Source organism: Stenotrophomonas sp. (assembly GCF_032056425.1).
GTDB lineage: Bacteria > Pseudomonadota > Gammaproteobacteria > Xanthomonadales > Xanthomonadaceae > Stenotrophomonas.
In genome coordinates this window covers 1-11726 of the sequence record NZ_DAMBCN010000048.1, presented here as the reverse complement: position 1 = coordinate 11726, position 11726 = coordinate 1, and the positions used below count along the sequence as shown (strand labels likewise).

Below are 11726 nucleotides of genomic sequence, written 5' to 3'. Positions count from 1 at the left end.
GTGTCGACCAAGGTCGACACCTACCAGAGCAAGATGCGGTGCCGACAGATCGCGGGGGACTGTCACGGGGTCCCGGCGGCCAGTAGATCCACGCCATGCGTGGATGAATCTCAATCGGAATCGAAAGTTTCGAAGTGCGCTCGAAAAGCATCCACGCATGGCGTGGATCTACCGTGTCGACCAAGGTCGACACCTACCAGAGCAAGATGCGGTGCCGACAGATCGCGGGGGACTGTCACGGGGTCCCGGCGGCCAGTAGATCCACGCCATGCGTGGATGAATCTCAATCGGAATCGAAAGTTTCGAAGTGCGCTCGAAAAGCATCCACGCATGGCGTGGATCTACCGTGTCGACCAAGGTCGACACCTACCAGAGCAAGATGCGGTGCCGACAGATCGCGGAAAACTGTCGAAGGCGGGGTGGGTTCGGTTGAGGGGGCGTGAGCCGCATGGATGCGGCGACCGAGCTTACATGGACGTACTTGCAGCGTCCCCCTCAACCGGACCCACCCCGCCATCCCACGGATAGCCCGCTTTTGACGTTGACGTTGACGTTGACGTTGACGGTAGCGGGTGCAGGGCTGCAAGCCCTGCCGACAAACCCCTCAGCGGCGGGGGGACAGCTGCTCCAGCAGTTCCCAGGATTTCAGGCCGCGTGCGCCCAGGTGATGGGCCAGCACCCGCCGCATCGGCAAGCGCAGGCTGGCCAGGTCGGCCGCATCGGGTTCTTCGTCGGCGCCCAGCGCCAGCAGCGCCGAACCGGTGGCCGCGGCACTGCGCTCGCCATCACGCACGCTCAACAGCCGTTGCGGCCCCTCCTGCGGGTCCAGTGCGTAGCGAGCCGCCGGATCGATCGGCTGGCCGTCGCTGGTCGTTTCCAGATCGAAGCCCACGCCGAGCGCGGCCAACAGTTCGCGCTCGAAACGACGCAAGGTCCAGGCCAGGCCTGCCCCGACCGCCAGCCGCGCACGCGCCTCGCCGTAGGCCAGGTACAACTCCGGCAGCGGATCCTGGCGCGGGGCCAGGCGCAGGGTCAGTTCACTCAGGTAGAAACCGGCCAGCATGGCCTGCCCCACCAGCCGCGGGGCTGCATCCAGCGCCTCGGCACCGCGCAACTGCGCCAGCTCGCCGCGCTGCTGGGCGCTGAAGCGGATCCACTGCAGCGGCTGCAGGGCGGCGCGCAGCACCTGCCCTTTCGCGGTGGACACCCCGCGCGCCAGCACGCCGATACGTCCATGCCGCGCGCTCAGCACCTCCACCAGCAGGCTGGTCTCGCGGTAGGCCCGCGCGTGCAGCACGAACCCGGTGTCGTCCTCGATCAGCATCGAAGCGACCGCAACGGCTTATTCGTAGCCGAAGGCCTTCAGTGCGGCCTCGTCGTCGGACCAGCCTTCACGCACGCGCACCCAGGTTTCCAGGAACACCTTGGCCCCGAACAGGCGCTCCATCTGCAGGCGCGACTTGGCCCCGATCTCCTTCAGGCGGGTGCCGCCCTTGCCGATCACGATGGCCTTCTGGCCTTCGCGCTCGACCCAGATCACCGCGCCGATGCGCAGCAGGTTGCCGTCTTCGGTAAAGCGCTCGATTTCCACCGTGGTCGCGTACGGCAGTTCTTCGCCCAGCTGGCGCATCAACTGCTCGCGCACCAGTTCGCCCGCCAGGAAGCGCTGGCTGCGGTCGGTGATCTCGTCCTCGCCGAACATCGGCGGGGCTTCCGGCAGCAGCTTCAGCACATCGCGCACCAGCGCTTCCAGGCCGTTGCGCTTCTGCGCGGAAATGGGATGCACCGCGGCGAAATCACGGCCGTTGGTGACCTCCTGCAGGAACGGCAGCAGTGCGCCCTTGTCCTTCAGGCGGTCGATCTTGTTGACCACCAGCACCACCGGCACGCCGGCGTCGCGCAGCACATTGAAGGCCAGGCTGTCCTCTTCGTCCCAGCGACCGGCTTCGATCACCAGCAGGCCGGCGTCCACCCCTTCCAGCGAGCCGCGCGCAGCACGGTTCATCACCCGGTTCATCGCTCGCTTCTGCACCTTGTGCAGCCCCGGCGTGTCCACCAGTACCAGCTGGCCTTCGGGATAGGTGGCGATGCCCAGCAGCCGATGCCGCGTGGTCTGCGGGCGGTTGGAGACGATGCTGACCTTCGCGCCGACCAGTGCATTGGTCAGCGTCGACTTGCCCACGTTCGGGCGGCCGATGACGGCCACACTGCCGCAATGATGGGGAATCTGTTCGCTCACTTGGAATCCAGTTGTTCAAGGACGGCCGCAGCCGCCTGTTGTTCGGCAATCCGCCGCGAGGAGCCTTCGCCCTCGATGCTGGCGGTGGGGTCGGCTACGTTGCAGCGTACCCGGAAGTGCTTGGCGTGGTCGTCACCGGATTCTGACACCAGTTCGTACTGCGGCAACGCCTTCTGTCGGGCCTGCAGCCATTCCTGCAGGCGGGTCTTGGGGTCCTTCTCCGGGCGCCCGGTCGCCGGCAGCGCCTCCATGGAGGCGGCGAACCAGGGCAGGACCACCGCCCGGCAGGCCTCGAAGCCACCATCGAGGTAGATCGCCGCTACCACCGCTTCCATGGCGTCGGCCAGGATCGAGTCGCGGCGGTGGCCGCCGGACTTCATCTCGCCGGCCCCCAGGATCAGCCGGTCGCCCAGCTGCAGGGTACGGGCGATGACCGCCAGCGCTTCTTCCCGCACCAGCGCGGCGCGGGCCCGGGTCAGCGCGCCCTCGTCGGCCTTGGGCCAGCGCAGGTACAAGGCCTCGGCCACCATCTGGTTGACGATGCTGTCACCGAGGAATTCCAGGCGCTCGTTGTGTGGCGCACCGGCACTGCGATGGGTCAGCGCCTGCTTCAGCAGGGCCGGGTCGCGGAAAGCGTGACCGATCAGGTCACCACGTTGGAAAGGTTTATTCGGCACCGCTACGGATCAGGTCCTGGGAAGATTCAAACTTGCCAACCACGTCCAGGTTGCCGACCAGCGGGCGGCGCACTTCGTAGTTGACGGTAAGGGTCCAGCCGCCATCGCGTCGGGCGAACTTGACGTTGGACGGCTTCACGTTTTCGGAGTAATTGATGTACAGCCGCTTGAAGAACAGCTCCTGGATCTGCGCCGGCGCCATCGTGCCCACGCCGGGCTCGGCTGCCAGGCTCTTCATCGCTGAACGCACGGAGTAGTACTCCTGGTACATCGGGAACAGCTTCATGGTGATGTACAGGAAAAACCCGACCACGGCCAGAACGACCAGGAACGAGGTCAACGTCATGCCGCGCTGCGTGTTCATCTTCTTCATGGCGTTTCTCCCCAGATACGCGAATGGATGTGAAGTCAGTCTCAGTTGATGCCCGAACCAATGCGCGACGGTTCGAAGCCGTCCTTGCAGAACCAGCCCGAGCAGTTCAACCAGATCAGGAAGGCCTTGCCGCGCAGGTTCTCTTCCGGCAGCAGGCCCCAGAACCGGCCGTCGTCGCTGTTGTCGCGATTGTCGCCCATCACCAGATATTTACCAGCCGGCACGGTCCACTCACCCTGCCCGCGCGGGAAATCGGTCTCCAGCACGGTGTGGGTGCGGCCCGGCAGGTGCTCGACCAGCAGGTTGGCGCCTTCGCCCTGGCCGCGGTGGCCGGCGTAGATGCCCTTGTTGTCGTACTTCAGCGGCTCGCCGTTGAGGGTGACGCTGTCGCCTTCGAACGAGATGGTGTCGCCCGGCACGCCGATCACGCGCTTGATGAAGTTCTCGCCCTTGGCCGGATCGTTGTCGCTGTGCCCGGGGAAGTGGAACACCACCACGTCGCCACGCGACGGCTCGCCCACCGGCACGAACTTGGTGTTGCTGATCGGCAGGCGCAGGCCGTAGGAGAACTTGTTGACCAGGATGAAATCGCCGATGAGCAGATTGGGCATCATCGAGCTGGACGGAATCTTGTACGGCTCGGCTATGAAACTGCGCACCACCAGCACGATGGCCAGCACCGGGAAGAAGGCGCGTGAGTAATCCACCAGTACCGGCTCGGTGTCGAGCAGGCCGGCGCGCTGGGCACGGCGCTTGGCGAAGTACAGCTTTTCGGCAAGCAGGATCAGGCCCGAGGCCAGGGTCAGTACGACCAGGAGGATCTCAAACAGTTTCATTCAGGGTCCTTTGCAACGTCACCGGACGAGCGGCCCCGAGGGGCCGCTGCGGGCTTACTTGTTGTCCATCTGCAGCACGGCCAGGAAGGCTTCCTGCGGAATTTCCACGCGACCGACCTGCTTCATGCGCTTCTTGCCTTCCTTCTGCTTTTCCAGAAGCTTCTTCTTGCGCGAAACGTCGCCACCATAGCACTTGGCCAGCACGTTCTTGCGCATGGCCTTGACCGTGGTGCGGGCGATGATCTGCGAGCCGACGGCGGCCTGGATGGCCACGTCGAACTGCTGGCGCGGGATCAGGTCCTTCATCTTTTCGCACAGTTCGCGGCCGCGTCGGTCAGCATGGCTGCGGTGCACGATCAGCGACAGGGCATCGACCTTGTCGCCGTTGATCAGCACGTCCACGCGCACGAACGGGCCGGCATCGAAACGCACGAAGTGGTAGTCCAGCGAGGCATAGCCGCGGCTGACCGACTTCAGCTTGTCGAAGAAGTCCAGCACCACTTCGGCCATTGGCAGTTCATAGCTGATCTGCACCTGGCTGCCCAGATAGTTGATGCCGATCTGGCTGCCGCGCTTTTCTTCGCACAGCTTGATGATGTTGCCGATGTACTCCTCGGGGGTGAGCACGTTGGCGCGGATGATCGGCTCGCGGATCTCTTCCACATGGTTCACCGGCGGCAGCTTGGCCGGGTTGTCCATGTTGATGATGGTGCCGTCGGTCTTCAGGACCTCGTAGACCACCGTCGGCGCGGTGCTGATCAGATCCAGGTTGTATTCGCGTTCCAGGCGCTCCTGCACGATTTCCATGTGCAGCATGCCCAGGAAGCCGCAGCGGAAGCCGAAGCCCATGGCTTCGGAGCTTTCCGGCTCGAAGCGCAGCGCGGCATCGTTCAGGCGCAGCTTGTCCAGCGCTTCGCGCAGGTCCGGGTAGTCCTCGGCATCGACCGGGAACAGGCCGGCGAACACGCGCGGTTGCATTTCCTGGAAGCCCGGCAGCGGCTTGGGCGCCGGATCGGCGGCCAGGGTGAGGGTGTCGCCCACCGGTGCGCCGTGCACGTCCTTGATGCTGGCGGTGACCCAGCCCACTTCACCGGCACGCAGCGCCGGCAGCACTTTCCGCTTCGGCGTGAACACGCCGACGTTGTCGACCTGGTGGGTACGGCCGGTGGACATGACCTGCAGCTTGTCGCCGGCCTTGATCTGGCCCTGCATGACGCGCACCAGCGAAACCACGCCCAGGTAGTTGTCGAACCAGGAATCGATGATCAGCGCCTGCAGCTTGTCGGTGTCGCGCGGCTGCGGCGCCGGGATGCGGTGCACGATGGCTTCCAGCACGTCCTGCACGTTCAGGCCGGTCTTGGCACTGACCGGCACGGCGTCGGCGGCGTCGATGCCGATCACAGCCTCGATCTCGGCCTTGGCGCGCTCGATGTCGGCGGTGGGCAGGTCGATCTTGTTGATGACCGGCACCACTTCCAGACCCTGCTCGACGGCGGTGTAGCAATTGGCCACCGACTGCGCTTCCACGCCCTGGGCGGCATCGACCACCAGCAGCGCGCCTTCGCAGGCGGCCAGCGAACGGCTGACTTCATAGGAGAAGTCGACGTGGCCGGGGGTGTCGATGAAGTTCAGGTGGTAGGTCTGCCCATCCTTGGCCAGGTACGGCAGCGACACCGACTGGGCCTTGATGGTGATGCCACGCTCGCGCTCGATCGGGTTGGAGTCGAGCACCTGCGCTTCCATCTCGCGGGCCTGCAGGCCACCACAGAGCTGGATGATGCGATCGGCCAGCGTGGACTTGCCGTGGTCGACGTGGGCAATGATGGAGAAGTTGCGGATGTTCCGCATCGAATCAGAAGACATAGGTGGCGGCGGCGCGCGGCGTCGTCAGGGTAACGGTGGATTATCGCATGCCCGGGGCCCGGCGGCGAAAACCGCCCGGCTTGACCGGGGCAGAATGGCCGAAGCCCCGCCAGAGCGGGGCTTCGGGGGTACGCGAGGTGGGCCCGGGGCGCCCCCGGGCAGGCCTTATTGACCGGCCTTGACCGCCACGAAGGCGCTGTTGCCGTTACTGGCACGGACCAGCAGCATGACCACATCACCCTTCTTGTACGAGGACAGCGCACGGTTCAGGGCATCGACGCTGCCCACCGGGCTGCGGCCGACCTGCAGGATGACCATGCCCGGCGCCAGGCCGGCATCACGGGCCCCTTCGCCCTTCACCCCGGTGATGCGCACGCCTTCGCCGGTCTCCAGACCCAGCTGCTTGCGCTGCGCTGCGGTCAGCTCGGTGACATCCAGCCCCAGCAGGGCATTGGCACCTGCCTGCGGAGCGGCATCGGCGTTGCCCGACGACGGGCCGCGGGCATTGCCTTGGGCGTCTTCGGACAGCGCGGTCAGGGTGGCGCTGAGCTCGCGCGGCTTGCCGTCGCGGTAGACCACCAGGGTCACCTTGCTGCCCGGAGCCATCACCCCGATCAACGGCGGCAGGTCGGACCAGGTGTTGACCGTGGTGCCGTTGACCGAGCGGATCACGTCACCCAGCTGCACACCGGCCTTGGCCGCGGCGCTGCCCGGCACGATCTGGTTGACCAGGGCGCCACGGCTGTCAGGCAGGCCCAGCCCCTGCGCCTTAAGCGAATCGATCGGCTCGACCACCGCGCCCAGCTGGCCACGGGTGACCTTGCCGCTCTTCTTGATCTGCTCGACCGCGCTCATCGCCAGGTCGATCGGAATCGAGAAGCTGATGCCCATGTAGCCGCCGGACGCGGAGTAGATCTGCGAATTGATACCCACCACTTCGCCACGGGTGTTCAGCAGCGGACCACCGGAGTTGCCCTGGTTAATGGCCACGTCGGTCTGGATGAACGGCACGTAGCGCTGGTCCGGACCGCCGGTGCTGCGACCGAGGGCGCTGACCACGCCTGCGGTGACGGAGTGGTCCAGGCCAAACGGCGAGCCGATCGCGACCACCCACTGGCCCGGCTTGAGGCTGTTGGAGTCGCCCACGCGCACGGTCGGCAGGTTCTTGCCGTCGATCTTCAACAGGGCGACGTCGTACTGCTGGTCGCTGCCCACCACCTTTGCAGTGAACTCGCGGCTGTCACCCAGCTTCACCTTCACCTCGCTGGCATCGGCCACCACGTGGTAATTGGTCAGCACATAGCCGTCGGGCGAAATGATGAAGCCCGAGCCCATGCCACGGCCCTTGATGCTCGGCCCGCTGTCGCCCCCGCCCTGCCCCGGCATCGGGAAGTCCGGGCCGAAGAAGCGGCGGAAGAACTCCGGCATCTCGTCGCCGCCGGGGCCCATGCCACCACGCGCCTGGCGGTTGTCACGCACGATGGTGGTGTCGACATTGACGACGCCGGGGCCGACCTGCTCTACCAGTTGGGTGAAATCAGGCAGGCCACTGACCAGCGGCTGCGCAGGGGCCCGCGGGGCGGCGGCCGTCGCGGACGGCTGCGCCGGTGCGGCCGGTGACGGCGCCTGCGCGCAGGCCACCAGCGGCAGAGTCATGACCAGCAGGCCCATGGCATGGGTACGGAATCGGGGAGTCATCGGACGGCAACCTCCGGATCGGATGGAAAACGGGAGAGGCGCCCCGCCAACAGCGGGGCGTGGACCGGCGCGCTTCAGGTCAGTCGCGCGCGCGGGGCGGCGCCGGCAGATCGTCCTGCAGGCGCGGCTCGAACGGGTAGAACGCCGCGCCGCTGGATGATGCCGGCAGGCTGGCATTGAGTGCGCTGCCGCTGGACGGGGCCAGGCTGGACTTCGGCCACGGCCGTGCCTGCAGGCTGCCGACATCACCGAACGGCAGATGCCGCGCGTTGGCAGCGGGCACCGATGGCGCCAGCGGCGTTGCGGCAGTGGCGACGGCGCGCTGCGGCGCCTCGTCACGCTGGGCCACGCGTGCGGCCTGCTGGCTGCGGGTGGCACTGGCGCGGCGGGCATCCTGACGGCGGCTGGCGGCCATGGCCACCGCCGGCGCAGCGGCCACGGCCATCGCGGCGCTGTCCACCGAGGCTTCGGTTACCGGGGCGGCTGCCGGCGCCAGTTCGGCCTGGCTGGCCACCACCTGCGGGGCCGGCGCTTCGCCGGGTGCGGGGGACTGCAGCTTCTCACCGCCCATGAACAAGGCCACGGCGGCCACCGAGGCCGCCAGAGCGGCACCGCCGCCCCAGGCCCGCCAGCCACTGCGGCGTACCTGTCGGCGCGGTTCGGCCACCGCCGCGGGTTCGGCAGCGATCGCCGCGGCCACGCGCTCACTGAAACCGGCCGGGGCCAGCAGCGAGGCCTGGCCACGCATCACGTCGCCCAGCAGGTGCCAGCGTTCCTGGCAGCCTGCAAGCTCTGGATCATGTTCCATGCGGCGCAGCAGGAAGCGCGCCTCGTCGGCGCCCAGCTCGCCATCGACCAGGGCCGACAGCTGTTCGCGGTGGCGCTGGTCCAGGCGCTGCCCGGCCGGGGATTGATGGTTCTGCGATTCGTTCAACGGATTACTGGTCATACGCGGCTCTTCTCGCGGGTGGCGCTGCCGATGTCCAGCAGCGGCCGGAGTTCAGTGTCGATCGCCTCGCGCGCCCGGAAGATCCGCGAACGCACGGTGCCGATCGGGCACCCCATCTTCTGCGCGATTTCCTCGTAGCTCAGGCCTTCCACCTCGCGCAGCGTGATCGCCGACCGGAGTTCTTCCGGCAGCGCGTTGACGGCCTTCATCACCGTCTGTTCCAGTTCCTGGCGCATCAACTCGCGCTCGGGCGTGTCGGTGTCGCGCAGACGGGTGCCGCTGTCGAACTGCTCGGCATCACCGATGTCGATGTCATCGGTGGGCGGGCGTCGATTGTGTGAAGCCAGGTAGTTTTTGGCAGTGTTCACGGCGATCCGATGCAACCAGGTTGAGAACTGGGCGTCGCCGCGGAAGCTTCCAATGGCGCGGTAAGCACGCATGAAAGTGTCCTGGGCCACGTCCTGACATTCGCTCCAGTCGGCGATGTAGCGACCGACAAGGGCCACCACGCGATGCTGGTACTTGCGCACCAGGACATCGAACGCGGCGCTCTCGCCGTGCTGCACGCGCCGGACCAGTTCCAGATCCAGCTCCTGTGGTGTTTCAACCTCGGCCATGAGGGGCCGCACTCCTGTCAGCCCAACCGACGTCGGGCAATGAGACTGCCAATCCCGGGAAAAGTTCAGTCGCCGATCACCTGGCGCCGCACCAGCTTTTAACCACCGTTCCGCTAGCGTCCGGTTCCACGGCCATGGATCCGGGGTCGCCTACCCCTCCTATTGGGATTTGACGCGGGGGAAACAACCTCTGGATCATAGCCGCTTCTCCATACACAACCGGATGGAACGTCCATGCTCTCAGGCTTCGATGGGCTCCGCTTCAGCCACTGGCACCCCGAAATCCGTGAAGACGGCGTGGTGGTCCTTACCCTGGATCGTCAGGACACTAGCGTCAACGCGATGTCGCAGGACGTGCTGCTGGAACTGGGCGACCTGCTCGAACGCATCGCCCTGGACCCGCCCAGGGGCGTGGTGATCCAGTCGGCGAAGAAGGCCGGCTTCATTGCCGGTGCCGACCTGAAGGAGTTCCAGGAGTTCGACCGCCGCGGCACCGTGAACGATGCCATCCGCCGCGGCCAGTCCACCTACCAGAAGCTGGCCGAGCTGCCCTGCCCCACCGTGGCGGCCATCCATGGCCACTGCCTGGGCGGCGGTACCGAACTGGCGCTGGCCTGCCGCTACCGGGTGGCGTCCAATGACAGCAGCACCCGCATCGGCCTGCCGGAGACCCAGCTGGGCATCTTCCCGGGCTGGGGCGGCAGCGCGCGCCTGCCGCACCTGGTGGGCGCCCCGGCGGCGATGGACCTGATGCTGACCGGGCGCACGCTGTCGGCGTCGGCCGCACGCAGCATCGGTCTGGTCGACAAGGTGGTGGCACCGGCGATGGTGCTTGATACCGCCGTGGCGCTGGCCCTGTCCGGCACCTCCCGCCCGTTCAAGCAGCGCGCGACGGCCTGGGCCACCAACACCTGGCTGGCGCGCACGCTGCTGGCACCGCAGATGGTCAAGCAGGTGGCGCGCAAGGCAAAGAAGGACCAGTACCCGGCGCCGTATGCGCTGATCAGCACCTGGCAGCGCAGCGGCGGCAAACCGATCCAGGCACGCCTGGATGCCGAGCGGCGCGCCGTGGTGAAGCTGGCCAGCACGCCGACCGCGCGCAACCTGATCCGCATCTTCTTCCTGACCGAACGCCTGAAGGGCCTGGGCAGCGGTGATTCCGGCATCCGCCACGTGCACGTGGTCGGTGCCGGCGTGATGGGCGGCGACATTGCCGCCTGGGCTGCCTACAAGGGCTTCGAGGTGACTCTGCAGGATCGCGAGCAGCGCTTCATCGACCCGGCGATGGAGCGCGCACAGGCGCTGTTTGCCAAGAAGGTGCGCGACGAGAGCAAGCGCCCGGCGGTGGCCGCGCGGTTGCGGGCCGACCTGGAAGGCAACGGCGTGGCCGAGGCCGATCTGGTGATCGAGGCCATCATCGAGAACCCCGAGGCCAAGCGTGCGCTGTACCAGACGCTGGAACCAAAGATGAAGCTGGATGCCCTGCTGACCACCAACACCTCGTCGATTCCGCTGGTGGAGCTGCGCGACCACATCCAGCGCCCGGCGCAGTTTGCCGGCCTGCATTACTTCAACCCGGTGGCGCAGATGCCGCTGGTGGAAATCATCCACCACGACGGCATGGCACCGGAGACTGAGCGCCGCCTGGCGGCGTTCTGCAAGGCGCTGGGCAAGTTCCCGGTGCCGGTGGCCGGCAGCCCCGGCTTCCTGGTCAACCGCGTGCTGTTCCCGTACATGCTGGAAGCGGCCACCGCCTACGCCGAAGGCGTTCCCGGCGCGGTGATCGACAAGGCGGCGGTGAAGTTCGGCATGCCGATGGGGCCGATCGAGCTGATCGATACCGTGGGCCTGGACGTCGCCGCCGGGGTGGGTCGTGAACTGGCGCCGTTCCTGGGCCTTCAGATTCCGGCAGCGCTGCAGACGGTGGAACCGGACAAGCGCGGCAAGAAGGACGGCCAGGGCATCTACACCTGGGAGAACGGCAAGCCGAAGAAGCCGGACGTGGCCAGCAACTACCAGGCCCCGACCGATCTGGAAGACCGCCTGATCCTGCCGCTGCTGAACGAGGCGGTGGCCTGCCTACACGAAGGCGTGGTGGCAGATGCGGACCTGCTGGATGCGGGTGTGATCTTCGGCACCGGTTTCGCCCCGTTCCGCGGCGGCCCGATCCAGCACATCCGCGCGGTTGGTGCCGATGCGATCGTCGAGCGCCTGAAGGCGTTGCAGCAGCGCCACGGCGACCGCTTCGCCCCGCGCCCGGGCTGGGACAACCCCGCCCTGCGCGAACCGGTGGTGTGAGTTGGTCGGCCGGGCCTGCGGCCCGGCACCCGCAGAGGCAACAGCAACAGCCGAAGCCAGGGCCGGAGCAACAGCCGGCTCTGGGTTTTCTGTTTGCTGGGCGGGGCGGTGTGGGCTGGCAGGACACGCCGTAAACCCGTCCATGGGGGCTCGTAGGCGCCTTGCTCGTGTGCGCA

The 11726-nt window shown here is 66.9% G+C and carries 10 protein-coding genes; 1 reads left to right on the top strand and 9 read right to left on the bottom strand.

Going from position 1 to position 11726, the window contains the following annotated elements; genetic code table 11:
• Positions 1-604 precede the first annotated feature (604 nt).
• From recO to rpoE, 9 genes are all read right to left on the bottom strand, one after another.
• Complete coding sequence (recO, locus tag RTY46_RS18960) at positions 605-1324, bottom strand: DNA repair protein RecO (RefSeq protein ID WP_312710323.1); 720 nt, start codon at positions 1322-1324, stop codon at positions 605-607.
• A gap of 18 nt (positions 1325-1342) precedes the next feature.
• Positions 1343-2239 carry a GTPase Era gene (gene era, locus RTY46_RS18955; protein WP_108762613.1) on the bottom strand — a complete coding sequence of 299 codons (897 nt, stop codon included), beginning with the start codon at positions 2237-2239 and terminating at the stop codon, positions 1343-1345.
• Entirely contained in the window at positions 2236-2916 is a 681-nt protein-coding gene (gene rnc / locus RTY46_RS18950) for a ribonuclease III (RefSeq protein ID WP_312710322.1), read from the bottom strand. The genes era and rnc overlap by 4 nt, the downstream gene beginning before the upstream one ends.
• On the bottom strand, positions 2906-3289 hold the full coding sequence (locus tag RTY46_RS18945; RefSeq protein WP_312710321.1) for a DUF4845 domain-containing protein: 384 nt from the start codon (positions 3287-3289) through the stop codon (positions 2906-2908). The genes rnc and RTY46_RS18945 overlap by 11 nt, the downstream gene beginning before the upstream one ends.
• Before the next feature lie 41 nt (positions 3290-3330).
• Positions 3331-4125, bottom strand: a complete 795-nt coding sequence (gene lepB / locus RTY46_RS18940; RefSeq protein WP_312710319.1) for a signal peptidase I — start codon at positions 4123-4125, stop codon at positions 3331-3333.
• A gap of 54 nt (positions 4126-4179) precedes the next feature.
• Positions 4180-5973 (bottom strand): translation elongation factor 4, encoded by a 1794-nt coding sequence (gene lepA, locus RTY46_RS18935; protein WP_164272953.1) that lies wholly within the window; start codon positions 5971-5973, stop codon positions 4180-4182.
• 180 nt (positions 5974-6153) lie between these two features.
• Positions 6154-7686, bottom strand: a complete 1533-nt coding sequence (locus tag RTY46_RS18930; RefSeq protein WP_312710317.1) for a DegQ family serine endoprotease — start codon at positions 7684-7686, stop codon at positions 6154-6156.
• Between the two features lie 79 nt (positions 7687-7765).
• The gene (locus tag RTY46_RS18925; protein ID WP_312710316.1) at positions 7766-8635 is read right to left on the bottom strand and encodes an RseA family anti-sigma factor; all 870 of its coding nucleotides are present in this window, start codon (positions 8633-8635) and stop codon (positions 7766-7768) included.
• The gene (gene rpoE, locus RTY46_RS18920; protein ID WP_108750715.1) at positions 8632-9252 is read right to left on the bottom strand and encodes an RNA polymerase sigma factor RpoE; all 621 of its coding nucleotides are present in this window, start codon (positions 9250-9252) and stop codon (positions 8632-8634) included. Before rpoE ends, RTY46_RS18925 begins: the two co-directional genes overlap by 4 nt.
• A gap of 234 nt (positions 9253-9486) precedes the next feature.
• Here rpoE and RTY46_RS18915 point away from each other — a divergent pair, with 234 nt between their 5' ends.
• Positions 9487-11550: a 3-hydroxyacyl-CoA dehydrogenase NAD-binding domain-containing protein gene (locus RTY46_RS18915; protein ID WP_312710315.1), complete on the top strand. Its 2064-nt coding sequence runs from the start codon at positions 9487-9489 to the stop codon at positions 11548-11550.
• Positions 11551-11726 lie beyond the last annotated feature (176 nt).

Excerpts from the sequence above, each read along its gene's own strand:
- recO (WP_312710323.1), bottom strand. The coding sequence starts at position 1,324 with ATGCTGATCGAGGACGACACCGGGTTCGTGCTGCACGCGCGGGCCTAC.
- RTY46_RS18945 (WP_312710321.1), bottom strand. The coding sequence starts at position 3,289 with ATGAAGAAGATGAACACGCAGCGCGGCATGACGTTGACCTCGTTCCTG.
- lepB (WP_312710319.1), bottom strand. The coding sequence starts at position 4,125 with ATGAAACTGTTTGAGATCCTCCTGGTCGTACTGACCCTGGCCTCGGGC.
- lepA (WP_164272953.1), bottom strand. The coding sequence starts at position 5,973 with ATGCGGAACATCCGCAACTTCTCCATCATTGCCCACGTCGACCACGGC.
- RTY46_RS18930 (WP_312710317.1), bottom strand. The coding sequence starts at position 7,686 with ATGACTCCCCGATTCCGTACCCATGCCATGGGCCTGCTGGTCATGACT.
- RTY46_RS18925 (WP_312710316.1), bottom strand. The coding sequence starts at position 8,635 with ATGACCAGTAATCCGTTGAACGAATCGCAGAACCATCAATCCCCGGCC.
- rpoE (WP_108750715.1), bottom strand. The coding sequence starts at position 9,252 with ATGGCCGAGGTTGAAACACCACAGGAGCTGGATCTGGAACTGGTCCGG.
- RTY46_RS18915 (WP_312710315.1), top strand. The coding sequence starts at position 9,487 with ATGCTCTCAGGCTTCGATGGGCTCCGCTTCAGCCACTGGCACCCCGAA.